The following is a 24,888-nucleotide window of genomic DNA, read 5'->3' as shown; positions in this document are numbered from 1 at the left end:
GACTTGGGATTCAGTCTACGGGTGCAACGGGCGCCGCGTGCAGAACGGAGATTTTGCAGGTTCTTCGGGAAGCAGTCGCGCCACCATGCTGCTGCAGCGAGGACCTGCGACACCAACATGGTCATGTATGGTGGCAACGTAGTGGAACGCGGAGCGACTGCACGGATGCTGGAAGATCCGCAGGGTGACTATACCAACTCGCTGATCTCCGGCGTCTCGCACCTGTCGCACTAGAGGCGGGGCCAACCCACGAGGGCGGGCCCCGCGACGGGTTACTGGCTCGGCGTCCAGGGGCGGTTGTACGCCCCCACGCGCCAGTCGCCAAATTCGACGAAGCGGGGATCTGAGCCCGTCTCCAACGCGGCGGCTGCCGTGTTCAGTGCCTCGGGTGTGACCTCTGGCCAGGTGCCGGTCTCGATCCGTTCGGCCAGAATTTCAACGATCACGCTGCTTTCCGCGGCCATGAATTCGCAGTGCCCGGTGCCCTGAACGAGGGCCTGCCGATAGTGGTCGGTGGTGCCGGCCTGTTCAACCAGCGCCTCGTACCCCTGCATCAGCGAATAGGGGATGGCCCAGTCTCCCAGCATGTGGATCCGTATGGCGGGCACTTCGAGCTCTCCGGTCGTGGTGCGTCCGTCCCCGGCCCAGAAGTCGAGCGCATAGTCCGACGCCGCAATCCGGGGTTCGGCGTCAATCGTCGCAAGGTCGGCCTGAAGGTCCAGATCGGCTTCGGCATAAAGCGCCTCGACCAGCTGTTTCATCGCCGGTGCGGCGTTGGCGTAGAACGCGGCGTAATCGACGCCTTCGTTGCCGGACAACTGCTGACCCGATGCCGCATTTTCGAAGAGCAGCCGCGCAGTGCCGCCGACATTGCCGGCATTGCGCATCGCCGATTTCACCACCATATCAGCCATCGCGGCGGTATCGGACGTGTCGGGCAGGTCGGTGCCCTCGACCATCCAGGGCGACCACTGGCCGATGGCAAAGGCGAGCGCCAGACGGGCGCGACCTTCGGGCGTTTTGCCCGCGTTTTCGATCGCGCTCTTCCACGACGCCCGGATGGCGTCGAGGTTACGATCGCCACCCGCGCCTGCGTTCGGCAGACCGGCCACCGTCAGATCCGAGGCCTGGCCCAGGCCCTGTGCCACGTAATCTTCCGCCAACAGCGCCCGCATCGCGAACCAGCCGTCCAGGAAACTGCTCATAATCCAGACCGGCGTATGGGCCGCAAGCACCACCGAGCCATCGATCTTGTCCGGGAAATCTTCGGCCGAGGCAAGGCTGTCCAGACCGCCGCCGGAGCATCCGTATTGCATCACCATGTCCGGCTCGCGTTCGAGCCGGGTGAAGGTGTCCTGAACGGTCTGGAGGTTCAAGATCTCGCGCTGCGGGTCGTATTGCCAGAGCCGCAAGGGATGGCGCGCCAGACCGGCAAAGGCATAGCCGCGCGCCAGCAGATCATCATAGCGGGGCGCGTAGCCCGGGACATGGATGAAGCTGGCGAAATCGAGATCACGCAGCAGGCGGCCGTTCCAGTTCTCGGGGACACGGATCAGCCACGTGGTACCGTCAGGCAGTACGCCACTATGCTCGCGGTATGGGGTTTTGTCCTGTGCCGAGACAGGAACAGCAAGACTGGCCGCAATCGCCAGGCAAAGCATCTTCGGCCCTGCCCGATATGAAAATCGAAACATGGTTCTCCTCCAGATTGTGTTTGGGAAGGCGCAGAGCTCCTCTCATCCCGCCATCCTGTCAATAAAAGTAGATGGCTAATTTTATGAGTGTCAAGTTCATATTTACGCAAGGTCAACGCGTTTTCTGAAATTGCGCCGATGATCAGCCCCACCTGAGTGGTCCGGTTTGATTGTTAGTGCATGACCGGTCTCGGGTCCATCGGGACGATGGTTTCCGGGGCGGGAGGGCGATAGCCCAAGGCACTATGTGGTCGTTTGGTATTGTAGTGGTTCCTCCATTGTTCGATCAGGATTTCCGCTTCCCGAAGGTTGTAAAAGACTTCTCCGTTGAGCAGTTCATCGCGGAACCTGGCATTGAAGCTTTCGCAGTAGCCGTTTTCCCAAGGTGACCCGGGCGCGATGTAAGCGGTCTTGGCGCCGACGGCCCTGATCCAATCTTGAACGGCCTCAGCCACGAACTCCGGGCCGTTGTCAGACCGGATGTAATCCGGCACACCCCGCATGATGAACAGGTCGCTCAAGGCATCGATCACGTCACCCGAGTTCAGCTTGCGCTTCACCTTTATCGCCAGGCATTCCCGGCTGTGCTCGTCCAAGATGTTGAGCGTCCGGAAGACCTTTCCGTCCTCCGTCCGGCAGTGGACAAAGTCATAGCTCCAGACGTGGTTGCGATACTCAGGACGCAGCCGGACACAGGATCCGTCATTCAGCCAGAGCCGTCCCTTCTTCGGTTGCTTCATTGGCACTTTCAGCCCCTCTCGTCGCCATAGGCGCTCGACCCGCTTGTCGTTCACCTCCCAGCCCGCATCTCTCAGCAAAGCCGCGATCCGACGATAGCTGTCACTGTACCCTCATTAATCAGAATTGCCTTTAAAATTATCGTTTGTTTTCAGCGGCACGATGTACCCTTAATTTTCATATTGTACCGTTAATTGCCATACTGTACCCTTTATTAGCATACGGTCAGTTCTGTGGATAAGTGCTGACAGGAATAGGGCAGGGATTGGCGTGGTCAGCGAGCGTCTTGCAAAACATCGAGCAGCAGTCCTCCGTCCGATCCTGGAACTTGAGAAGAAGGGTGAGCCGATCAGTGCGGCAATCGGAGATGCTGCTTGGGAACTAGGTTTGGCGAAGAGCCACACCTGGTCGCTTTACCGCCGTTTGCGCGAGAACGATGGGCGGGCCGCAGCACTGGAACTCAGTCGCCGGGGGCCGAAACCGGGGTCGAAACGGATCGCGCGAGAAGTCGAAGACCTCATCGATGAACGCCTACGGCGCTATTATCTGGTCCGCGAACGCTCCAGCTTTCTGCGAATTTGGCGTGAGATCCGTTCGGAATGCGAGGCAAAGGGCTTCCAGCCACCGGCACGAAAAACGCTGAAAGCTCGGCTCGATGCAATGGACGAGAAAGAGATTGTTAGAAAGCGCCGTGGTGCCAAGGAGGCGAACAAGACTTTTGCGGCACGTCCGGGCCGGCTTGCGGTTGGAACGCCACTGGAAATTGTTCAGATCGATCACACCTTGGCCGACATCATTTTGGTCGATCACGTGGATCGGCGACCGCTTGCGCGCCCATATTTGACGGTAGCCATCGATGTTGCAACCCGGATCGTTCTCGGGGTCTTCGTCAGCTTTGATGCACCATCAGTTCTTTCGATCGCGCTCTGCCTCGATCATTGTGTGCGTCGGAAATCGATCCACGTCCCAGGGAAGCTGGAAGAATTGGTCTGGCCGACATCCGGCATCCCGAAGGCGATCCATGTCGATAACGCGCAGGAGTTCCACAGCGACGCCTTCTCATCGGCCTGCGAAGATTGGGGCATTGCCGTCGAGTACCGCCCGCCTGGTGCAACGCACTTCGGAGGTCATATCGAACGTTTGATCGGAACGGCCATGGGGGCTGTTCATGTTTTGCCCGGGACCACGCAATCCTCCGCTGCCGAGAAGGGCGATTATGACAGCGAGAAACATGCGGCTCTGACCCTGGCCGAGTTCGAGGACTGGCTTCATCTGGAGATTTGCCGCTACCACAATACCCGCCACGAAGCCCTCGGGCGAACGCCGCTGGCCGCTTGGGCTGACTTGGGCGGAGACACTGCGGGGCGGCAGGTTGTCGATGTCGAAGCCTTCCGGACAAGCTTCCTGCCTTTTGAGTTGCGCCAGCTCGGGCGCACTGGGATCACTCTCTTTGGGGTGCACTACTGGAGTGATGCCTTCGCGTCGTTGGTCGGACGGGGCAGCGGCAAGGTGCAGGTGAAGTACGACCCGCGGGACCTGTCGCAGGTCTGGGTTCTCGTCAATGATGGCCGCATGATCCCGGCTCGGTATCGGGATCTGAGCCACCCTCGGATATCGCTTTGGGAAAGTCGTCGGGCGCGGAAGGAATGGCAAGACAGGCATGGCGGTCGGATCAACGAGAAGGCCTTGTTCCAGGTGATCGACGCGCAGAGACGACTGGCCGAGGCGGCGCGTCAGAAGACAAGGACCGCCCGTCTGGAGAGCGAACGCGAGACGCGGCTTCCCAAGCACCAGCCGCGCCGCGATCCGTCCCGAGAAATGTTCGCCATCGACACTGGTAACCCAGACCTCCCCACTTATCCGATTGAAGAGTTTGATGACCCCAGAAGAAAGAATTGACCGCATCCGCAGCGATCATTGGATCGCATTCGACCGTGCCACGATTGTTCTCAACCGATTGACGTCCCTGATGGAAATGCCGCAGCAGAGCCGGATGCCTGGCCTGATGGTCTATGGCAGTTCCGGTATTGGCAAGACGATGATCGCCAAGCGCATGGCCAGCAAGTATCCGACGCAGTACAACGCAGAACTGGGCATCACGAAGACCCCCATCCTGCTGGTTCAGGCGCCGCCAGCGCCGGACGAGCGACGCTTCTACCAGCACATCCTTTCGACGATCGGGGCGCCGATGTGGGGGCGGCATACCGTGTCCGAACTTGAGGTCCGCGCGCTCAGTCATCTTCGGGATATGGACCTGAAGATGCTGATGATCGACGAGGTGCACAATCTGCTTGCCGGTAGTTACCGGGAGCAACGCCGGTTCCTGAACATGCTGCGGTTCTTGGCCAACGATCTCTGTGCCTCGCTTGTCGTTTTCGGTGTCAACGAAGCGCTCGAGGCCGTCCGCGGTGACGACCAACTGGCCCGTCGCCTGGACGAACACTACCTGCCGCTCTGGGAGGACGACGTGGAGTTCTCTCGGCTCATCCAAACGCTGATTGCCGCGATGGCACTTGAGCAGCGGTCGGGCCTCACGGTTGCGTCGCTTCGGACAATCCTGAAAGTGACGGGCGGTGTGACCTCGCGCGTGTTCATCATGATCAAGTCCTTGGCCATCGATGCGATCGAGACGGGTGAGGAGCGGATCACCGATGAGGCCGTTCAGGCCTGGCAGCCGGTATGGGCGAAGCATGCTTGGAGCATTCCGCGCCAACCCATCGCGGAGTTCGGGTGACCGTGAACCCATTGCCGCGTCGACCGCCACCGGTATCCGACGAGCTTCTCTCGAGCTGGATCGGGCGGTTGGCCCGGGCCAATCATTGTTCCGTCGAAGAGCTTTGCGGCTATCTCGGTTTGGGGCAGGGCAGGGTGCCGGAGCATGCGGGTGACCTTGGGCATGTGAACTGGGCTCGGCTATGTCCGGCGGTTCAGCAGACCCGGGATGAGATCGCGGCCATGACCCTCCCGGACACGACGCATCATCCCGCTCAATGCGTATCTAGCGATGACTTCCAAAGTTGCGCAAACTGCTCGAAACAAACCTCGGGACTGGTCCTGCGCCACTGGCGCTTCGCCTGGTCGCTGACTTGCGAAAACTGTGGTCGACCTCTTGTGGCGAGGCATCCGGCCGATGGTCTATCAAACAGGCTACGTGTCCGCGCCGCTCGGGGCGCGGCATTGCTGAAGACGGCGGTTGCCGCCGCCGATCTGAGGCACATGCAGCGGATCAGCCATACGCTGTGCCTCTTACAAGTACTTGAGTTGGTATACAGCGTGCCACTCACGTCGCGGTGTCAACTGGAGCGGTCAATAGCACTCGCAGCTGTCGATGTCTGCTCAGCCCGTCCATTATTGGGAGTGGCCATCTTGCTGCGCGGAAATGAACAAGCATTCTGGGATCTCCGACGCGCCTTTCCTCAGCGCAGACGTTTGATTGAGAAGGTGCGCAAGCTGTCGATGAACCTCGATATGCGACTTCCGCGAAGACGTCGGCAGGAAAGCAGTCCCGTTGACCGATCTGCCAGGGCGACGTCGCCCAAAAAGACGTCTGCGCAGGCCCTAGACGCTGCCCGTCAGGCCATCTCCGAGCTCGGTGCCGATGCAGATCGTCAAGCGCTTCTGGCACGAGCCGATGCAATCTGGAAGCGCCAAAGCTGTGTCAGCCACTGACGCAGCGCCCTGTGGATATATTGCAATTAAGGGTACAGAATCTGCCGAAAACGCTTCCAATCCGCAGAATCTGATTAATTAGGGTACAGTGACAGCTGAGCTCCCGGGCGCCCCGTGCGCCGGACAGGCTCGTGTCTGCTACATGGCACAAACACTCGCGCGTGCAGTCGTCGATCACCGCCAGAATCCGGAACTTCCGCGAGGTGCCGAAGCTGTCGGACACGAAGTCCAGGGACCACCGCGCATTGGGTTGTCCCGCGATCGGCATCGGCGTCCTCGTCCCACGTGCGCGCTTGCGACCGCGCCGCCTTTTCACGGACAGCCCTTCCTCGCGGTAGATGCGATACAGCTCTTGTGGTTCATGGTCATGCCCTTGCGCTCCAGCAGCAAGCCGATCCGGCGGTAACCGAACCTGCGCCGCTTACCGGCGATCTCCTGCATCTCCTTGCGTATCTCGGCATAGTCCGGCGGGCGTTCACGCCGAACTGTTTTGGGATCGACACCGACCAGCCGACACGCCCGGCGCTGCGAGATCTCATGATCCCGCATCACCCGGAGCGCTGCCTCTCACCGCTTGATCAATGTCGTCAGTTCTTTCCCAAAAGATCTTTCAACACGACATTATCCAGCATGGTGTCCGCCAGCAGGCGTTTGAGCTTGGCGTTCTCATCCTCAAGCGCTTTCAGCCTTGCAGCCTCGGACACTTCCATCCCGCCATACTTGGCCTTCAGTTTGTAGAACGTAGCGGTGCTCAGGCCATGCCTGCGGCATACCTCGACCGTCGGCATTCCGGCCTCCTGCTCTTTGATCATCCCAATGATTTGCGCCTCGGTGAAACGGCTCTTTCGCATGTGTCTGCTCCTTCAGAGTTGGCGCAGACTCTACATCACGGTGAGGGATTTCGCGGGGGGCAGGTCATGTCGAATATCTCCTCATTCAGAAGTTCGTCACGCAGGCTGCCGTTGAATGACTTGATGAACGCATTCTGTCGTGGCTTGCCGGGGTCAATGTAGTGCAGGGAATGGCATTGTGGTCGGCCCATCTCAGGATGGCCCGGCTGGTGAACTCCGTTCCGTTACACCTTCGGAATAGCGCTGATTGAAGGCTATGATTGCCTGCGGAGCCCACAGATTGCGCAGTAGGCGATCATAGCCGGGTTTCAGGTCCCTACAGTGGTTTTGCACAAACTACACCGCAAGGCAGACCGACCATGGCCGGTAACAGTATTGCACAGGCCGAGCCCGTTTTGGCGGTGATTGATATTGCCATGCCCCGCCACGAAGTTTTGACAACTATTCCCGGCAGGAAGCGACACCAATCCTCAACATACCTCGCCAGGGTACTAGTGAGACATAAAAACCGGAACTTTACTGGTCCTCGTTGCCTCATGCGTGACACCACCAAAAAGGTCTTGAGAGAACTTGCTATGTTCGTACGCCCCCATCACGATTAACTTTGCGTCCAGTTCTCTGGCCGTCTCTTGAATAACCTCGGCGATACCGCCCTTGCTTTTTGGACGGATAACATGCTCTGCGTCGACATTATGACGCTTCAGATGCGTCAAGATATCCGCCCCCTCCGGCATTTTCGGAAAGCTAGACCCAACACTTAGTATTGTCACCCGACGCGGCTTTTCCTCGAGGATCGTCATTGCATCGTTGAGCGCCCGGGCCGCAGAACGCTTTCCGTCCCATGCGACAAGTGCATGCGATGCAAGCTGATCCGTAGAATATCCATTCGGAACCACAAGAACGGGTCGGCCGCTCTGCAATGAGATCATATCCGGGCTGACGACCCGAAACTCATCTGTTGGTAGGTTGGAATGATAGCCGGTAACGACAAAATCGAAATTTCGCGCCAGCTCTGGCAAGTTCATTTTGCCAATCTCATTCGGCATAATAAAGCGGGACCGCTCTGCAAGGCCTGCCTCGGCAGCCGCCTGTTGGAACAGATCACGTGCTGCTGCAATTTTCTCGTTTCTTGCACTGCCAAGCTTGTCGAGAAGATCTTCTGTCAAACCAAGAACATGCTCGAAATACGAGGATGCGTTCCCATAGACACAAGTCAGCCATGCATCGTGCTTTGCGGCGATTTTTGCCGCGTGCTTAACGCTGCTTGGGAAGCCTGCGCTACCGGAATGTGCAATAAGGATGTTCTTGATGCTCATTTTATCCTCACAATTCGAACTTCATAGGCAAACTAGCAATCACAATCTTAGAAGTCTATGATTTTATGAGGAACAGTACACGCCCTGCATCCCGACAAAGAAAAGACTGGGCAAGCAAGCTGCCCAGTCCCCTGGTGATACAAGCCCTACATTCCGCTTCATGAGGAGTGCAGGATGCTTGATCACCCTTTCTTGTTCGCTTCAATCTCGTCGAGGAACGGAATGTCTGACCTGAGACCCGTTTCCTCCTCCGTTTTGAGGTAGAATCCGTCCCAACGAAGGAGACGGAAGAATGAAGCGATCACGGTTCAACGAAGAACAGATCATCGCGATCCTGAAGAAGCAGGAGAGCGACATTTCGAAGGCGGTTGTGTGCCGAGAGCATGGGATCAGTTCATGATCAGCCCCACCTGCGTGGTCCGGTTTGATTGTTAGTGCATGACCGGTCTCGGGTCCATCAGAGCGATGGTTTCCGGGGCGGGTGGGCGATATCAAGGCACTATGTGGTCGTTTGGTATTGTAGTGTTTCCTCCATTGCTCGATCAGGATTTCCGCTTCCCGAAAGCCGTAGAAGACTTCTCCCGTGAGCAGTTCATCGCGGAACCTGGCATTGAAGCTTTCGCAGTAGCCGTTCTCCCAAGGTGACCCGGGCGCGATGTAGGCAGTCTTGGCGTCGGCGGCCCTGATCCAATCCTGAACGGCCTGAGCCACGAACCCCGGGCCGTTGTCAGACCGGATGTAAGACGGCACACCCCGCATGATGAACAGGTCGCTCAAGGCATCGATCACGTCATCCGAGTTCAGCTTGCGCTTCACCTTGATCGCTAGGCATTCCCGGCTATGCTCGTCCAGGATGTTGAGCGTCCGGCAGTGGACAAAGTCATAGCTCCAGACGTGGTTGCGATACTCAGGGCGCAGCCGGACACGGGATCCGTCATTCAGCCAGAGCCGTCCCTTCTTCGGTTGCTTCATTGGCACCTACAGCCCCTCTCGCCGCCATACGCGCTCGACCCGCTTGTCGTTCGCCTCCCAGCCCGCATGTCTCAGAAAAGCGGCGATCCGACGATAGCCGTAGCGGCCATACTGCCGCGCCAGTTCGATCATGTCCGCGACCAGACGCTCCTCATCGGCACGGCCATGCGGCACTTTCCTCTGTGTGGATCGGTGCTGCCCCAGGACACGGCAGGCGCGTCTCTCTGACAGATGGAACCGGGTGCGGACGTGATCGATGCAGGCACGGCAGCGAGCGGGGCTCAGAAGTTTTCCTTTGGCGCCTCCGCCAGGATCAGCTTGTCCAACGTCAGATCCGAGACGGGTTTTCTCAACCGTTCGTTCTCTTTCTGGAGGCGCTTCAGTTCCCTGAGCCGGTCGGTTCCCATACCCCCGTACTGCTTGCGCCAGCGATAATAAGTCTGCTCTGTAATGCGAACCTTGCGGATCGCATCCACCCGGGACATGCCTTGCCCGACAAGCACTTCAACCTGCCGCAGCTTCGTGACATTCTCTTCCGGCTTGTGTCTCTTCGTAGCCATTCTGATCCTCCATTTTCCTAAACATAACGGCGGACCACTTCAGTGTGCGAGGATCAATGCAGGCGGCCCGCCTTGCAACAAATCAAGCATCCCAGGGATTTGACGAAGACGAACTTACCGTCTTCTTTGCGGCGATGGACAAGCTGATCAGCAACCTTTCACATAGCTGACCGTCCCTCGGCGTTCACTCAAGCGTCGGAGCAATCGCAAGGATGATGACCCCCGTCGCAGCCAGAGCAGCCGCAATGTAGAACCTGGGGCCAGGCCGTCTTTCGGTTTTGAAGATATGCCCAGCAAGCCAGGCTGCAAAGAACATCTCGATAGATGACATGATGGCAACGACGGTCACACTGGTGAACATCAACGAGAAAAACAGTGCGACTTGTCCGATTGTCATCGCACCACCAGCCAGCAATTGCCACCCGCTTGGCTTATGCAACCTCCATGAAAGCCCTACCCGGCCACGCAATCGAAAAAGCCCCCACCCAACGAACCATACCAATCCCGTCAACGCACCAATGAACACCCCGGCCAGCGGATCAGGCAAGGTCTGCATCGCGAGTTTGCGCGCTACGAAGGAGCCACCATAACCCGCAGCAGAGCCAAGCGCCAAAACCCGACCCTTGGTCCTGTCCTGTGGCGAAGGTTCCGTAGAGACCAGGGTCGATACCGCCTTGGCGGACTTGCGAGTCATCATGATCAACACGCCACCTGTCACCAGAATAAACGCAATCACAATAGAAGTCGTAATCACCTCTCCAAGCAGGAGAAATGCGAAAATCGCTGCAAAAACAGGAATCAGACGCCGGATGAAGCCTGTCTCGATCGCGCCAGCCAGCTCCACCGACCGAAACAACGTCAGGCGGCCAACCACATTCCCCAGAACACCCGCCAGCACAAAATAGGCCACCCCGATCAGTACGGGCTGGCTAACAGAAGGCAGCTCTGGCCCCCAAACCAGCCAAAGGGCACCGGAAACGAAACCTGTCATCAACACTGACAGCAGAACATCATTCCCGCGCCCTTGGGCGGATTGAGAGCTTTTGGCAATTGCGACCGAGCTAAGCGCATAACAAAACGCACCAAACGCGGCCATCAGACCACCAAAGCCAGCAGTCATTGGTCTAATCGGGCAACAAGAGCGGCGCTATTCATCCGCGACAAGCTGATCCAGGAAGCGTTCTGCCGACATGATTTCACGCATGGGCAGCTTTTCCTGCTGCTGCATAAGCTCTGTCGTGTATGTCAGCCCCTTGCCATCCCAGAACCACCAGTAAATGATCTCGCCCTTCTTATCCCGAATGGGCATTCTGAAAATTGGGAACTCCCTTTCAGCACGGGGAATTTCAACCGTACCCACCCGGGCGTGTTTCAGCCCGAGCTTTTTCAGAACACCACTCAAAGGCACCATCGCGATGGGCGAGGCCTCGCGTGCCAGAACGGTTACAGCTTCGGGCCGTTTCTGGAATGGGCCTTTCAAGAACTTCACGACCGGGGGATAGCTGGGATGCGTATGCGTAAGCTGCACATAAGCCAAACCAGCAGATGTTTCGATCTCAACAATGTCGCCAGGTTGATAATCTTCCATTCTCGGCATTCCTCTTACAGGCTATAGGCTTCCAGGGTCGACGGATGGAACAGCTCTTCGATCTCCACACGGCGCGGCGACAAGCCCTGGCTTACGTGGTAGTCCAAAAACTTGTTGAGCACATGCGCATTTCCACTGACGCCATAGCTCCAAGGGTCATCCCCCATCAGCGCGTGGACACGGTTGAGATTGTCCTCCACGAAGGGCATCGTCACCTTGGTGGCAGATGTGTCCGAAAGGGCCTCTTCGGCCAACCGTTTTGACTGCGTAAATGCCTTGAGCAATGCCGCGGGCAAGAACGGGTATTCTTCTGCCAGGCTCCGGCGTACGCCCAGTACGTGCATGATCGGGAAGATTTTGGTTTTCTCGAAGTAATATTCCGCCGCTGTAATGCTGTCTGCGAACAGTCGCCCAACATGCGGATGACGTTCAGCAAAGCAACGCGGCCAGCGCGGCCCGATAAAGCCATCAATTTCACCCGCTTCAAGCATGCTGTTCAGCGTGCTACCTTCTGGGGCTTCCTCCATACGAATGTCATCGGGCAACTGAACCTTGATTTTTTCAGGCCGGCCGGGTGTGTCCATGCCGCCGCGCACCCAGATGATATCCGAGGGCTTAACGCCATATTCCTCTTCCAGGATACCACGCACCCAAACGTTAGCTGAAAGCTGATATTCGGCGATACCGATACGTTTGCCCTTCAGGTCTTCTGGTTTGTTAATCCCTTTGTCCGTGCGGATATAGACAGAGGTGTGACGGAACGCACGGCTCAGGAAGACCGGGATTGCCACATAATGCGGATTCCCTCGGGCAACCGAAATCGAATAGGACGACAGCGAGATCTCGCTGATATCGAAAGCCTCGTGGCGGAACGCGCGAAAGAACATTTCTTCCGGCGACAACAGCATCGGAACCGGGTCTACTCCGTCGATCTGAACACGCCCATCCACGATTGCCCGTGTGCGGTCATAGTTACCCATTGCAAGGGAAAGTTTGAGATTGCTCATCCTGTCGGCTCCTAGTGATTTGTTTTACATTGCCGCTGAAGATCGACCGCTTGTCCGGTCTCTGCGGATTGCAAGATCGCGTGGCAAACCTCCAGGCTTGCCAGCCCCCATTCCCCTGTTTGGTCGGGGGCCTTGTTATGACGCACGGCATCCACCAGCGCATCCAGAACGGTTCTGCGTGGTGCCGGTCCGAATTTGGCTTCGATAAAGCCGCGTTCGGTGTCACCGAACACTTCTATCCCATCCGGGGTCAGTCGCAGATCGGCACGGTCACAAAGCGCGATCACCGGACCGAAATGTTCGTTATGTTCAGCCTCAATCGTCGTGCCGCTGCCGAATGTTCGTGTAGTTTTCAGCCGGACCTCGTCATCAGGGTTGAGATCCAGCAAAGCACGCCTTGCTCCACCGTAAGCCCCTTCTGATTTACGCTGTCCAAGCTCTCCGACATTGTTCATCCAGATATCACTGTCGAAATGCGCATAGCCCGAGTACGTCATGTTCGCGACACACCCCCCGGCAAAATTCATCAGTGCAGTGAATGCGCCCTCGGTCGGGCGCTTGGGATCCCATGCGCCCGTCATGGCATAAATTTTTTCGGCCATGCCGCCGGCAAGCCTGCGAACCACATCAATCTGGTGGATCGCCTGACTGAACAGCACGCCCCCACCCTCTTCGGTTCGCAGCTCTTCCGGGCGACGCGGACGATAGAGGAAGTCCGTATAGTTAAAGGCCTGGATCATGCGCAACTGACCGAACTTTCCGCTGGAAATAAGTTGCGTGGCCAATTCAACCGGCGGGTCGAAACTGTGACTCGGCCCAACTATCAAATGCACCCCAGCCTCCTTGGCTGCGGACACCATTACTTCGGCATCCTCCATCGAAACGGCCAACGGCTTTTCGACAAGGATATGTTTGCCCGCGCGCGCCGCAGCTAACACATGATCCACATGCATCTGGTGCGGCGTCGCAATGTAAATGGCCTCAACGTCAGGGTCTGCGCACAATTCCTCGACGGTGGCATACCCTGTGCCACCGTACTCTTTTTCGAATGCGTCGCGGCTTTCCTCCCTTGGGGCGGCGGCAGCCGTCAGCTTCACACGGGTGTCGGCATCAAACGAAGGCACCATGAGCATGAAAGCACGCCCAAGCCCCGCCACGCCAAGACGAACGGGATCAGAGGTCAAGAACCAGCCTCCCGGATTTGGCGCGCGAAACGCAAATCATGATCTGGCTGCCTTTTTCTTCTTCCATCAGCACCATATCACGATGATCTGCCTCGCCTTCCAGTAGGCGGGTTTTACAAGTACCGCACGTGCCACTTTCGCAAGAACTGCTTGTTGCGAAGCCAGCATCACGCAGTGCTTCGAGGATAGAACGATCCTCAGGAACAGTAACCGTTTGGCCGCTTTTCTTCAGCTCGACTTCGAAAGCAACGTCATCCTGACGAACCACATCAACAGGCTTGAAATCCTCGAAGTGGACACGGCCTTCGGGCCAGTGACCCGAGAAAGCTTTGATTTCTTCCATCAGCGGTTTGGGTCCGCAGCAGAAGACATGGGTCGCGCGCGGCGTCACCAGATCGTCCCAGAAATCATAGACAGCGTTCGGATCGCCGTCATCGTGGTGCACGATGATCCGGCCTTCGAAATCTTTCATCAGCTCATCAAGATAGGCCGATTCTTCCGCGCTCCGGCTTACGTAAATGATCCGAAGCATCTTACCTTTCTTATCCAGATAACGCGCCATCGAATAGATTGGCGTGATACCGATACCGCCGGCAATCAAGAGGTATTTCTGCACATCCGTCAGCGGGAAATCGTTTTCCGGGTGCTCGATATTCAACTCTGTCCCGACAACAGCTTGCTCATGCATGGAGGCAGACCCCCCGCGCGACTGCGGCTCTCGCTTGATGGCGACCACATATTCTTTTGGGTCGCTCCCATCATTTACCAGAGAGTATCGGCGCATAGCACCCGATGGTGTCTCGATCGTGATATGTGCACCTGGGTTGAACTCTGGCAGGGACTCGCCGCCAACCGGAGCCAAAGTGAATTCTGCAATAGTAGGTGTCAGATCGCGCCGTTTTTCGACGCGCATTTTGATCTGCTCCATGGGGTCCTCCCGTCCGTTCGCTTCCGAAATATAATTAGATAGCTAAGTTCAAGATGTCAACTGGACGCACCGCCCAGCCACGCGCTAATTGTGTCTAGAAATCACATATTTGGCCCTAAACGGTCTTCTCGTCCGCCAATATCCTTGGCCGACATGACAACCCCTGCTTCAGACAGGTCCGAAACGCCATGACATCCCGTAAAAATCATGGTCCTGCGCATCTCGTCTTCGAGAATCGAAAGCGCGCTGGAAACCCCCGCACGCCCCCGCGCCGCCAGGCCGTAAAGAGGTGCCCTGCCCAGCAGCACAGCGTCCGCCCCCAACGCAAGCGCCTTGACGATATCACTGCCGCGCCGAACACCACCATCAAGCAAAACTGTCATATGTTGGTCCAAGACGGACACAATCTCTGAAAGAATTTCAATCGTCGCCGGAGCTCCATCAAGCTGCCTGCCACCGTGGTTGGAAACAACCACCCCATCAGCGCCTTCGCGTTGTGCGGCCATTGCATCCTCAGCACACATGATCCCCTTAATCACAAGTGGCTCCTGCCACAGCTTCCGAAGACGCCTTACATCGTCCCAGGAAAAATTCGGGTTTCGTTGCGCCCGCGTAAATTCGGCAAGCGCCTTGTCGCTGACATCATCCCCCTAAAAGGCCGCCAGATTTTGCAGTCGCGGCCTATGTTGGCTCAGCCATACGGATTTGAACCATCTCGGATGCAACAATCCGTCCAATACGACAGAGGGGCTCATGCGGATTTCATGCGCGAAACCATGCCGCAAATCCCTCTCTCTTTTGCCACCCACCAACGAGTCGACAGTGATTACAAGAACACTGTAGCCCGCAGCCGACGCCCGTTCGATCAATGCATTGGAAAATGCTTCTTTGCCCCATGGGTACAGCTGAAACCAAAGTGGCCAATTATTTTTCTACGCGATTTCTTCCATAGTCGTGTTTGACGCTGTCGAAACCGTAAATGCGACCCCGGCCTGCTTTGCTGCGGCTGCAAGGTGCAAGTCCCCTTCTGGCCAATAAAGCCCGTTCAGGCCGGTTGGTCCGATTTGGAAAGGCGCCGCATACTTCTGACCGAACAGCGTGACAGAGAGATCGACATCCCCACCCTTGAGAATACGTGGCTTGAGTCGGATATCATCAAATGCGCTACGGTTCCTGTGCAGCGTGATTTCGCTCTCGGCACCACCATCCAGAAAATCAAATACCACACGGGGCAAACTCCGCCTGGCTCGGGTGCGAAAATCTTCGATGTTTACTTCTTGCCGCATCCGGCCTCCTGCCTCCTGCCAATTTCAACATGGCCACCAACCATGCTCAGGGCCAGAATCAAAATCCGCCCAAGGTCTATGCGGCCCCGGGCGGATCTGTTTGCAAACGTCGGACCGGTTATTCAGCTGCGGCTGTTTTGCCCGAAGTATTCAGCAAGGTGCGCCAATCCACATCTTTCGGATAAACGCCTTCATGAGAGTTGATCATGCTTTGCGGGATTTCATAATCGGTGCCGATTGCTTTGCCACCCTCTGCCACTTTCTTGGCGGCATCCGCCATCAAGCGACGGAACTCGACGATAGCCAGGTCCGAAGCACCAAGCACATCGGTATGGCGCTGAACGCGCGCGCCCATCGACACCCACATGGCGATATCTTGGTTCGGAATACCTTTGATCCCAGTGAAGTTACCTTCTTTCATGGCATCACGGTCTTGCAAGAAGTCGTTCTCGACAGTCCGCAGGCAGCGCCACTTGTCGTCAACATCCACTCCTGGAACAGCATGGGTAAACTTGCGCCATTCTTCGGTCGACGGCACATTCGGGCCATCCCAAGCGATGAAGTGGAACGCGGTCTCTTCATCATTGATCGGCACGATAACGGCCGCCACACGATAGTTGTTGTTCGGTGGGATCAACGAATAGTAGGGCGCAACAAATTCGGTCACACGGATATAGTTATGGGTCGCCGCGTTTTTGATCGGCGTACGGATTGCAGCATAGTGGAACCCGTAGCTGGTTGTCTCTGTCTGCATACGCGGAGACTTGTCCGTCGAGGGACGGTACCAGGATTTTTCATCGGCAGCAGCACCTTCCACGCGGGCCGGAACCATGTCCGACGAGTGCAGCGAGGACGAGTGGGCACTGTCGATCTGACCTTCGTGGATCTGCGCCCAGTTTGCGGGAATGCGGATTTTAAGGATAGCGATCGCCGAATCCTCGCGCGGGGCAAACGCCGGCGGCTGGAATTCAGGCATATCTTCTTTGTCACCCAGCCAGGCCCAAACGAAACCACCCCATTCTTTCACAGGATAAGAGCGATGCTTCACCTTATCCATAAGGGGGCTACCTTCGGGTTCGGAAGACATGGCAACGACATTGCCATCAACATCCATTTTCCACCCGTGATACAGACACCGCAGCCCGCATTCTTCGTTCCGGCCATAGACCAGCGATGCCTTGCGGTGCGGGCAAAGTTCATCAAGCAGGCCAAGACGCCCTTTGGTGTCGCGGAACGCTACATAGCTTTCCCCGAGCACCTCAACACGAAGCGGCTTGCCGTCGGGCTCTTCCACTTCTTCAATCAGGCATACAGGGGTCCAGTGCTGACGCATAAGACGTGCCATCGGTGCATCACCGGTCACGCGCGTCAGCAGTTCATTTTCTTCAGGTGTAAGCATTGAATCTCCTCCACAGGTCGCCGCATCAGAATTTGCGAAATTTTATTGGGAAACGCCATTATTCTTAGCTCTCTAAGTTTAGTCTGTCAATGGTCAGAGCGATATTCCCTTCACCTCACAAGTAAGAAAAACCCACGTAAATAAAACTACTTATGGGTTTGCGAGCAATTGGTATTATTCCGCGCATGATCGGGCCTTGTGTTCATACAGATCTGCTCTGCCGGTTCCTCTCTGGTTGTTCTATGGCCTCGGGATTCGTACACCCCGCTTGCGCAGCTCCCTGCATCGATCAGAATCACCGAAGTGTATTTTGATCAATAACCTCTTGGGCAAAAAAGCCCGCAGACAGTCATCCGAACAGACCGCGATTGGAACCAAAGACGCGGCCTGAAACTTTTCCGTCTCTCAGTCAAAACGGCAAGTAGCCGCCAAACCTGGCGGCCACTTTGGATTCGCATTCAGCACATTACACGTGGCTGACGTTACCCGCTTGCGGGGACTTCTTCCTTCAACAAGGCCTGTCGTCCAACCAGAGCGATGATAAGCAAGGTACACACAATTGAGACCGCGAAGTACGGGCTAACCGCGCCAATTGCAAAAATCGTCAGGAGACCTCGCTCCAACGAGCTGAGCTGGGTTTTGATAAAGCCTTCCATTGACGCCGAGACTGCAAGAGCACCAGCAACGGCACCAATAACAGCAAGCGTATTTGCCAACGGACCAAGCTCAAGAACGATGCCGGGGTTCCAGACAAAAGCGAACGGCAGAAGGAAGCCAACAATTGCAAGCCGCACAGCCGAGAATGCGATCTTGAATGGATCGTCATCAGCAATCGCAGACGCTGCGATTGCAGCCACAGCGATTGGCGGCGTCAGAGCAGACAGGATTGCATAGTAGAGCAGGAACATCTGGCTCGGCAGCAGAGGGAAACCCAGCTTGGAAAGAGCGGGGCCGACAAGCACAGCCGCCAGAATATACGCACTCGGAGTCGGCATACCCAAGCCCAGCACAATGGTCACCACAGCAGCAATCACTAGCGTCAACAGCGGCTGCGCATTACTGACCGTCAGGATCACGTTAGCCGATTTCATCCCCAATCCTGTCATAGACAGGCCACCAATAACCAGACCAGCAGCAGCACATGCCCCAGCGACAGGCAAAATTTGCAGGGTGGTTGTGCCAAGGCCTTCCACCATTGCCCACAACGACATCCGCGTTTGCTTGAGGATCATCGACGCAAGGATTGTCACCAGAACACCGACACCTGCGGTGAAGGTCGGCGAATAGCCAAGTATCAGCGCCACAATGATCCCGATAATGGGCAGCAAGAAAACCCAGCCGGTTCTGAACGTTTCCTTCGTCGTCGGGATTTCATCCTGAGAAGGCCGCAGATCGTATTTCACTGCGCGGAAGTGCACCTGGGTAAACACGCCCATATAGTACAGCAACGCAGGAATAAGCGCGGCAAGCACGATCGCATTGTACGAGATACCCGAATACTCTGCCATGATGAAGGCAGCCGAACCCATAATCGGCGGCATGGCACTGCCCCCCGTGGACGCCGCAACTTCAACCGCACCCGCAAACCGGGCCTTATAGCCCAAGCGCTTCATCACCGGGATCGTGATGGACCCCGTGGCCACAACATCCGAGGTTGGGCTACCAGACATGGTTCCATACAGACCCGACGAAATGATGGCGATCTTTGCAGGGCCGCCTCGTGCGCCCCCGGTGACCAGAGCCGCCAGGTTGAAAAAGAAGTCCCCTCCCCCAGCCTTGGCAAGGAAAGTCCCGAACATCACGAACAGGAAGACGTAACTTGCCACAACCTGAAGCGGGACACCGAACAACCCATCTGTGGTGAAGATCAGAATATCGAGCAGATAGCTGAACTCGCTGACGCGATGCCCGAACGGCGGCGGCAGAAGATAGCCAAAAAGGTTGTAAATCAGGAACAGCATCACAACGCCTGTCAGCCCCAAGCCAGTTGTCCGGCGCGTGGCTTCGATGGTCAGGAACAGCAGTGACGACCCAAAGAACAACTGATCCGTCGTGAACTGGTCCAGCAGGCTGATACGGTCCGAAATCTCGCCAGAGCTTACATAGAAGTAAATCCCGCAGGCCAAGCTGAGCGCAGACAACATCCAGTCATAAAATGGAATGCTATCTGGCGCTTTCGCGGTTGCACCAATCGCCAAGAAGAGAATCGTGAAAATCCCGGATACGAACAGGATCCCCTGAATGAGCGGGTCTGCGATAATGAACAGATTAGAGTGAATCACCCATGCCGCGAACGCCGCGGCCAGAACCATGACGACGGTCCGCATGGGTGGCTCTAGCTTCCGACGGCGTCCAGTTTCGGTAAGAGAAGGGAAATTCATGCTGGCACCATTTCCATGTTTGTGAGGTTTGGTCAGCTTTGAGTGCGCAAAATCATCCTACTGCCCGTGATCAGCACGGCCAGAGCACGACAGAGGCACTCTTGCAAACGAATCCGGTGCGCTTTGGTCAGCGCACCGGCATTGTTTTCCGAAGGCTTACTTGAGAAGCCCCAGCTCCATGTAGGCGCGCTTCGCGCCCGGGTGGAACGGCAGCGTTCTCTGCGAAACCAGCAACTCAGTTGAGAGCTGTTTCATTGCGTTATGAACGCCGCGGATTTCATCAATGTTCGAGGCAATGCTCTTGGCCAGCATGTAACCGGTTTCTTCGGGCAAGGCATCAGAGGTGATTACCATCGCGCCAAGTGCCAGCGTGATAACATCGGAAGTCTGGTTCTTATAGTTTCCGGCGGGAATGACGTAGGTCCCGGTGCCAAAACGCTCATTGGTCTTTTCGATGATATCCTGAGGCACGCTCAGCAGAACAACGTCGTTGCCTTCATCAACCTTGCGGAACGACGAGTGCCCAACGAAGATACCGTTGATCACCATATCCGTACGGCCATCGCTGATCAGGTCTGCCTGCTGGGACGAACCGCCACGCACCAGAACGCCGCCATTCGCTTCAATCGTTCCTTCGTCATAGCCTGCTTCTTCCAGCATGAAAGTGGCAATATTGGCCACGATGTTACCTGCGTTGTTGTTCGCCACACGGATTGCAGCGCCCGACTTCGCCAAGTCGTCGATGCTGTCGATGTTATACTCTTCGGCAAGAGACTTCTTGATGAAGAAATGCATCGGGGCCCAGTTGTACATGTACCCGATTGCCTGAAGGTTCTCGATGGGCGCCTTGAACGGCTCATCACCCGCTAGCGCCAGCTTGATTTCTGCATCATGGGCCAGACCCAGATCGGTCCGGTTTGCACCCAGCAGACCGATATTTGCGAAACCGCCACCAGTGGCCTGGTAGGTCACGACACCGCTTGCATCGTCAACCTTCACAGCCCGGTCGATCCCTGCGCCCAGCAGCGACCAAAGACCTGACGGACTCCCCCCGGACAACGTGACGTTGACGCTGTCCGCCATGACGCCGGTCCCGATAACGGAGATGCTCAGCGCCGCAACGGCAGCCTTGATTTGCTTTTTCATGGTTTCCTCCCTGTCATATTATCATAGATTTCTAAATTTAGATATCTATCTTATAGATCATTATTAAAAACCGAACTTTGCGTCAACCATGATCGAAACCGAGACACCGTCCAAAAATTTAGGTTAAGAACTGCGAATGGCTTGAACGCTCTCGCAGAGCATCCAAACCCCTACTCACATAAGGTTGCAGCACGCCCAAGGCCTAGCACAAGACTATTCCGAACTCTCTCAGAGCTTCCCCAAAACCATACATCTCAGCGGAAGTAGCCCAACGGAATCACCCGAGCCTAAAAGGCCCGGCTATCGCAGATGAAGCTAAAGAGACCTTCAGGATCCAAGGTTACTTCTGGTCGGTGGGACGCGGACACCGCTCAAAGCAGCTTTTTCCTCATCATCTTCGAGGTTTCGAATCATTACAGCAAGGGCCTTGCGCAATGTTTTCTCTTCGGCACCACTCAGGCCTCTGATGGCGGCGTTATTCACTTCGTGTGCCAAAGGCTCCAGGAGCTCCCGCAACTCCCAACCTTTTTCCGTGAGGAAAGCATGCTGACGACGACGGTTCCCAGCCACATTGCGGCGTTCAATATATCCAAGCTCTTCCATTCGGCTGAGTGCAGTATGCGCAGTAGGCTCTGTCAGATGTGCTCTTTCGCTTAACTCTCGTTGCGACAAACCATCTTCCTGCCAAAGGATTCGAAGGAATATCCACTGCCCGAAAGTCACATTTTGCGTCTGTAACCGCAGCTGCAACGCACGGTTAAACCCTCTTGCCGCAAGACGTACCAAGCGAGCAATGCGCTCGTTATATTGGGTCAAACCGTCGTCTTTCAACGCGGAATCAGATTTTTCGTTCATGTATGCTCAGACCACAAACATCTATTGCCCAAAATCAGTTCTGGGCTTCTACAGGTCCGAGACTATCCCTGTCATCTTACGAAGATGCAAGCCTCAACAATGTCACTACTTTTACAGCTAGTGACATGCGGTGCGCGCAAACCGACGTAAATCTTGCAGCAAACCCTGCTTACAACTTTTCGATTTTTTCTCTCCATATTTTTCGATTTGGGGGTTTCTGCGCGCTTGATGCGTGTTGCGTTTTCGACGAAGATGTCGGGCAAGACGGTGTAGAGCTCAATGGTGTGTCCCGGGATATGCGGGGGGAGGATCACCCGGTCGAAGCCGCGCAGCGGGCGGGCAGCGGTTCGGTTTCCGTCACGCCTAGCCTAGCACCGGCTAGGTGTCCTGCTGTCATCACCCGCACCCGCGCATCCTCATCAATGAAACCCCGCGCGAGGTGTTGATTAACACCGCATCCGGCTTCATCATGCGCAGTTCGGCCTCGCAGATCATTCCTCGTGTCAGCGCGTTCAACGGCACATGGAGGCTCACCAACATCACACATGGCCAGAAGCTCAGCGCGTTTCACCAGCCCCACGCCCGTAGGTGCGGTGTCCGGTATCAGGAACGGATCGTGCACCAGTATCTGTGCCGGATCTGTGCCGGCTCGAACGCCAACTGTCGCTCGATCACCCGGTCCTATCCGCCCCGAATCGATCAATCCGATCGCCCGGCCTCGCACCATCCGCGCAAATATCTGTTGCGGTCGGCCCGCATTCTCGCGCAGCAGGCGCTCGGATTCATGCAGCCGGTACAGCAGCACCAGCATCAGCATCCCTATCGCTTCGGGCATCCCCAAAAAGTTCTCGGGCGTTACACCATTCGTCACGATCAGACCGCGCGCGGCACAGGCCTCCCAGATCTCCCGCACCCACCCCGATCGTTGGAAGTACTAGCGCCCGCAGCCGTGGCGAGGCGTCCAGATCCGCGTCGCTCAGCCCCGACCGCGAACTGACCACGATGATAGCAACGTCCGACAGCAGCGCCTGCCGCTGTTCCTCCGTCAGCCGCAGCGGAACACCTAGGGTGATCTGGGGGCCGCGAACGACCTCCCAGCCTTCGGTCCGCAGACGATCCGAACCCTCGAAGTCCAGTGGGTGACGGAAGTGCCACGCCTCGCCCGCCCAGCCCAACGGCAAACACACAAAGCTGGCACAGACACCTTCCAGACCTTCGCCAAGCGCCCCGGCCTGCGTCATGATATCAAGCTCAACCTCTGCATCGGGGGCGTTCAGCGCAGGTTTGATCGGTAAATCACCGGGCATCTCGCCCGCCCCTACACCCAGAGCATCGGCAATCGCATGCATCGCAACATCCGGACCGCAGGCAGCGCTTGATGCTCCATCCCCCAGCCATTGTGCAGCTGATAATCCAGCGACGCCTGGATCACCTGCGCCTTCACATCGCCCGCCAGTTTCAGCGTGCCCGCGACATCCAGCCAGTCCAGGCTCAGGATCACATCCGCCTCGCGCAGCACCGCGCCCGCCGCATCGTCAATGAAGAAGGCCGGTTTGCCGCGATGCTGCGGGTGATCCGTCGGGAAGGACGCCCCGTTCCGGATATCCGTCAGAACCTTCGCCCCAGCGCCTTGGCGTTCTTCGGCAGATCTGCCGCCCGCGCCACTCCTTCGGCCGAGGGTGCCGCCGGAGGCGACGGCTGGTAACGCGCAAAATCTGGCAACTCCGGTGCCTTCTCGTGCTGCTTTTCCTGGATCGACACGTCGAAGTTCACATAGGTCGGGCCTTTCGGTTCGCTCCACGCGATTACATCCGCACGCAACATCGATTCCAGCGCCGCATCAACCGGCCCCGTCGCCCCATAAATCAGAACCGGCACACGGTCGCAGCACACGTTGAAGATCGCCATCGTACCATGCATCAGACCCACGTTGCTGTGCAGGATCACCGCCAATGGCTCCCCCGCCACCTTCGCATAGCCATGCGCAATCGCAACCGCATGCTCTTCGTGCAGACACAACAGCATCTGCGGATCTTCATTGCCAAGGTGGTTCACAAGGCTGTCGTGCAAACCCCGAAAGCTCGACCCCGGGTTCAGTGCAACATACTTCACTCACCCCCAAACCTCGCAATATATCCGCAAATACATCGCTACCCCACACCCCCAAACTATCCGACGATACTGGGCGCTCAACCTGATACAGCCTGTGGTCTGTCATGTGTCTTGACCTTTCCTTATGAAGTGTTGATGCAACAGCGCCCCATTTTGAAAGGCGTACGCAATAGGTATCCATTGCCCGCCGAAAGGGCGGGCATTTTGCATTTCAGACGGTCTGGAGCGGCTCAGAGGATCAGAAATCCAAACCGAAATCGACGGTTCCCGCCGAATGGGTCAAAGCACCGGAGGAAATATAATCCACATTTGCCGATGCGATTTCGCGCAAACGGCCAAGGGTCACATTCCCGCTGGCTTCGGTCTTCGCCCGCCCGTCAATGCGCTTTACAGCTTCGGCCATGTCTTCGGTCGACATATTGTCGAACATGATGACATCTGCGCCCCCGGTCTGAAGCACCTCGTCCAACTGATGCAAACCGTCGATCTCGATCTCTACCACGACCATGTGACCCACATTTCGTTGAACGGCTTCCAGCACCTGTTTGATGCCACCAGCCGCTGCGATATGGTTGTCCTTGATCAGGATCGCATCGGACAGGGAAAACCGATGATTGTGGCCGCCGCCATGCAAAATGGCGAGCTTTTCGACAAGTTTCAGCCCCGGTGTGGTTTTGCGTGTACAGGTGATACGTGTCTTGGTACCCGCAAGCTCCTGAACATAGGACGCTGTCAAGGTTGCCGTCCCAGACAACCGTCCGGCAAAGTTCAGGGCAACACGCTCTGCGGCAAGGATCGACGCCGCCGATCCCTCTATACGCATCAACGTATCGCCCGCTTTGCAGGCCGTACCATCCGCCACGACAGTCTCGACCACAAGATTGGGATCAATCAGCCGAAACGCGAGAGAGGCCACCTGCATCCCAGAAACAACCGCGTCCTGCCGTGCACGCATTTGCGCCTTGTAGCGCGTGCCTTCAGGCAGAACGGAACGGGTTGTCACGTCGCCTGCGGCACCCAGGTCCTCCATAATAGCGTTCCGAACCATGGGTTCGAGGATGATATCGGGGACGTTCGCAACATTGCTCATTATTTTTTAGATCCTTATCGGTTTGCAAAAGGGGCAGGAAGGGATGGCCTCATCCCGGCCAAAGCAATCAATACAGAAAAAGCTTTTGGATCCCAGACCCCGTTCGCACATT

Annotated in this window: 19 protein-coding genes and 6 pseudogenes; 4 read left to right on the top strand and 21 right to left on the bottom strand. The window is 56.7% G+C overall.

Annotated features, from left to right (window positions below):
- Window positions 1–272: 272 nt before the first annotated feature.
- Window positions 273–1,694: a hypothetical protein gene (locus N1037_23135; GenBank protein ID UWS82110.1), complete on the bottom strand. Its 1,422-nt coding sequence runs from the start codon at window positions 1,692–1,694 to the stop codon at window positions 273–275.
- 173 nt (window positions 1,695–1,867) lie between these two features.
- Window positions 1,868–2,530 (bottom strand): annotated as a pseudogene (locus tag N1037_23130) (IS3 family transposase).
- A 172-nt stretch (window positions 2,531–2,702) separates the two neighbouring features.
- On the opposite strand from N1037_23130, the gene N1037_23125 reads away from it, so the two are divergent.
- Genes N1037_23125 through N1037_23115 form a run of 3 tightly spaced genes read left to right on the top strand, consistent with a single transcriptional unit; the run spans window position 2,703 to window position 6,101 of the window.
- Window positions 2,703–4,331, top strand: coding sequence for a Mu transposase C-terminal domain-containing protein (locus N1037_23125; protein ID UWS82109.1), 1,629 nt, complete (start codon window positions 2,703–2,705; stop codon window positions 4,329–4,331).
- Window positions 4,309–5,166 carry a TniB family NTP-binding protein gene (locus tag N1037_23120; GenBank protein UWS82108.1) on the top strand — a complete coding sequence of 286 codons (858 nt, stop codon included), beginning with the start codon at window positions 4,309–4,311 and terminating at the stop codon, window positions 5,164–5,166. Before N1037_23125 ends, N1037_23120 begins: the two co-directional genes overlap by 23 nt.
- The gene (locus tag N1037_23115) at window positions 5,112–6,101 is read left to right on the top strand and encodes a TniQ family protein (protein UWS82107.1); all 990 of its coding nucleotides are present in this window, start codon (window positions 5,112–5,114) and stop codon (window positions 6,099–6,101) included. The genes N1037_23120 and N1037_23115 overlap by 55 nt, the downstream gene beginning before the upstream one ends.
- A gap of 97 nt (window positions 6,102–6,198) precedes the next feature.
- On the opposite strand, the pseudogene N1037_23110 reads toward N1037_23115, so the two are convergent.
- The 3 genes and pseudogenes from N1037_23110 to N1037_23100 form a co-directional block, all read right to left on the bottom strand.
- Window positions 6,199–6,952: pseudogene (locus tag N1037_23110) on the bottom strand (transposase).
- A 68-nt stretch (window positions 6,953–7,020) separates the two neighbouring features.
- A pseudogene (locus N1037_23105) lies at window positions 7,021–7,178 on the bottom strand (integrase core domain-containing protein).
- Between the two features lie 265 nt (window positions 7,179–7,443).
- A complete protein-coding gene (locus tag N1037_23100; protein UWS82106.1) occupies window positions 7,444–8,268 on the bottom strand; it encodes a universal stress protein in 825 nt (274 codons plus the stop codon).
- A 292-nt stretch (window positions 8,269–8,560) separates the two neighbouring features.
- Between N1037_23100 and N1037_23095 the strand changes: the two are divergent.
- Window positions 8,561–8,662 (top strand): annotated as a pseudogene (locus N1037_23095) (transposase).
- 37 nt (window positions 8,663–8,699) lie between these two features.
- Here the strand turns inward: N1037_23095 and N1037_23090 are convergent.
- From N1037_23090 to nadC, 16 genes and pseudogenes are all read right to left on the bottom strand, one after another.
- A pseudogene (locus tag N1037_23090) lies at window positions 8,700–9,800 on the bottom strand (IS3 family transposase).
- Window positions 9,801–9,984: 184 nt separating this feature from the next.
- Window positions 9,985–10,896: a DMT family transporter gene (locus N1037_23085; protein UWS82120.1), complete on the bottom strand. Its 912-nt coding sequence runs from the start codon at window positions 10,894–10,896 to the stop codon at window positions 9,985–9,987.
- Between the two features lie 51 nt (window positions 10,897–10,947).
- Window positions 10,948–11,388 carry a hypothetical protein gene (locus N1037_23080; GenBank protein UWS82105.1) on the bottom strand — a complete coding sequence of 147 codons (441 nt, stop codon included), beginning with the start codon at window positions 11,386–11,388 and terminating at the stop codon, window positions 10,948–10,950.
- 14 nt (window positions 11,389–11,402) lie between these two features.
- Complete coding sequence (locus N1037_23075) at window positions 11,403–12,395, bottom strand: ABC transporter substrate-binding protein (protein ID UWS82104.1); 993 nt, start codon at window positions 12,393–12,395, stop codon at window positions 11,403–11,405.
- 11 nt (window positions 12,396–12,406) lie between these two features.
- Entirely contained in the window at window positions 12,407–13,528 is a 1,122-nt protein-coding gene (locus N1037_23070) for a Gfo/Idh/MocA family oxidoreductase (protein UWS82119.1), read from the bottom strand.
- Window positions 13,529–13,568: 40 nt separating this feature from the next.
- Window positions 13,569–14,507 (bottom strand): PDR/VanB family oxidoreductase, encoded by a 939-nt coding sequence (locus N1037_23065; protein ID UWS82103.1) that lies wholly within the window; start codon window positions 14,505–14,507, stop codon window positions 13,569–13,571.
- A gap of 101 nt (window positions 14,508–14,608) precedes the next feature.
- Window positions 14,609–15,793, bottom strand: a pseudogene (locus N1037_23060) (alpha-hydroxy-acid oxidizing protein).
- A gap of 118 nt (window positions 15,794–15,911) precedes the next feature.
- Window positions 15,912–17,192, bottom strand: a complete 1,281-nt coding sequence (locus N1037_23055) for a Rieske 2Fe-2S domain-containing protein (GenBank protein UWS82102.1) — start codon at window positions 17,190–17,192, stop codon at window positions 15,912–15,914.
- Between the two features lie 482 nt (window positions 17,193–17,674).
- A complete protein-coding gene (locus tag N1037_23050; GenBank protein ID UWS82101.1) occupies window positions 17,675–19,519 on the bottom strand; it encodes a TRAP transporter fused permease subunit in 1,845 nt (614 codons plus the stop codon).
- 210 nt (window positions 19,520–19,729) lie between these two features.
- Window positions 19,730–20,719: a TAXI family TRAP transporter solute-binding subunit gene (locus tag N1037_23045; GenBank protein ID UWS82100.1), complete on the bottom strand. Its 990-nt coding sequence runs from the start codon at window positions 20,717–20,719 to the stop codon at window positions 19,730–19,732.
- 327 nt (window positions 20,720–21,046) lie between these two features.
- Window positions 21,047–21,574 carry a MarR family transcriptional regulator gene (locus tag N1037_23040; GenBank protein ID UWS82099.1) on the bottom strand — a complete coding sequence of 176 codons (528 nt, stop codon included), beginning with the start codon at window positions 21,572–21,574 and terminating at the stop codon, window positions 21,047–21,049.
- 310 nt (window positions 21,575–21,884) lie between these two features.
- Window positions 21,885–22,391 carry a hypothetical protein gene (locus N1037_23035; GenBank protein ID UWS82098.1) on the bottom strand — a complete coding sequence of 169 codons (507 nt, stop codon included), beginning with the start codon at window positions 22,389–22,391 and terminating at the stop codon, window positions 21,885–21,887.
- On the bottom strand, window positions 22,357–22,923 hold the full coding sequence (locus N1037_23030) for a hypothetical protein (protein UWS82097.1): 567 nt from the start codon (window positions 22,921–22,923) through the stop codon (window positions 22,357–22,359). Before N1037_23030 ends, N1037_23035 begins: the two co-directional genes overlap by 35 nt.
- Complete coding sequence (locus N1037_23025) at window positions 22,893–23,093, bottom strand: hypothetical protein (protein UWS82096.1); 201 nt, start codon at window positions 23,091–23,093, stop codon at window positions 22,893–22,895. The genes N1037_23030 and N1037_23025 overlap by 31 nt, the downstream gene beginning before the upstream one ends.
- An 89-nt stretch (window positions 23,094–23,182) precedes the next feature.
- A complete protein-coding gene (locus N1037_23020; GenBank protein UWS82095.1) occupies window positions 23,183–23,686 on the bottom strand; it encodes a thiamine pyrophosphate-binding protein in 504 nt (167 codons plus the stop codon).
- 238 nt (window positions 23,687–23,924) lie between these two features.
- Window positions 23,925–24,776: a carboxylating nicotinate-nucleotide diphosphorylase gene (gene nadC / locus N1037_23015; protein ID UWS82094.1), complete on the bottom strand. Its 852-nt coding sequence runs from the start codon at window positions 24,774–24,776 to the stop codon at window positions 23,925–23,927.
- Between the last annotated feature and the right edge of the window lie 112 nt (window positions 24,777–24,888).

The organism is Phaeobacter sp. G2, assembly GCA_025163595.1.
In the GTDB taxonomy this organism is placed as follows: domain Bacteria; phylum Pseudomonadota; class Alphaproteobacteria; order Rhodobacterales; family Rhodobacteraceae; genus Pseudophaeobacter.
Note: the sequence above shows the minus strand (reverse complement) of the source record. Positions and strands in the feature narration are given on the sequence as shown.

Excerpts from the sequence above, each read along its gene's own strand:
- N1037_23135 (UWS82110.1), bottom strand. The coding sequence starts at position 1,694 with ATGTTTCGATTTTCATATCGGGCAGGGCCGAAGATGCTTTGCCTGGCG.
- N1037_23120 (UWS82108.1), top strand. The coding sequence starts at position 4,309 with ATGACCCCAGAAGAAAGAATTGACCGCATCCGCAGCGATCATTGGATC.
- N1037_23115 (UWS82107.1), top strand. The coding sequence starts at position 5,112 with ATGGGCGAAGCATGCTTGGAGCATTCCGCGCCAACCCATCGCGGAGTT.
- N1037_23100 (UWS82106.1), bottom strand. The coding sequence starts at position 8,268 with ATGAGCATCAAGAACATCCTTATTGCACATTCCGGTAGCGCAGGCTTC.
- N1037_23085 (UWS82120.1), bottom strand. The coding sequence starts at position 10,896 with ATGGCCGCGTTTGGTGCGTTTTGTTATGCGCTTAGCTCGGTCGCAATT.
- N1037_23080 (UWS82105.1), bottom strand. The coding sequence starts at position 11,388 with ATGGAAGATTATCAACCTGGCGACATTGTTGAGATCGAAACATCTGCT.
- N1037_23075 (UWS82104.1), bottom strand. The coding sequence starts at position 12,395 with ATGAGCAATCTCAAACTTTCCCTTGCAATGGGTAACTATGACCGCACA.
- N1037_23070 (UWS82119.1), bottom strand. The coding sequence starts at position 13,528 with ATGCTCATGGTGCCTTCGTTTGATGCCGACACCCGTGTGAAGCTGACG.
- N1037_23065 (UWS82103.1), bottom strand. The coding sequence starts at position 14,507 with ATGGAGCAGATCAAAATGCGCGTCGAAAAACGGCGCGATCTGACACCT.
- N1037_23055 (UWS82102.1), bottom strand. The coding sequence starts at position 17,192 with ATGCTTACACCTGAAGAAAATGAACTGCTGACGCGCGTGACCGGTGAT.
- N1037_23050 (UWS82101.1), bottom strand. The coding sequence starts at position 19,519 with ATGCGGACCGTCGTCATGGTTCTGGCCGCGGCGTTCGCGGCATGGGTG.
- N1037_23045 (UWS82100.1), bottom strand. The coding sequence starts at position 20,719 with ATGAAAAAGCAAATCAAGGCTGCCGTTGCGGCGCTGAGCATCTCCGTT.
- N1037_23040 (UWS82099.1), bottom strand. The coding sequence starts at position 21,574 with ATGAACGAAAAATCTGATTCCGCGTTGAAAGACGACGGTTTGACCCAA.
- N1037_23035 (UWS82098.1), bottom strand. The coding sequence starts at position 22,391 with ATGCTGATGCTGGTGCTGCTGTACCGGCTGCATGAATCCGAGCGCCTG.
- N1037_23030 (UWS82097.1), bottom strand. The coding sequence starts at position 22,923 with ATGCATGCGATTGCCGATGCTCTGGGTGTAGGGGCGGGCGAGATGCCC.
- nadC (UWS82094.1), bottom strand. The coding sequence starts at position 24,776 with ATGAGCAATGTTGCGAACGTCCCCGATATCATCCTCGAACCCATGGTT.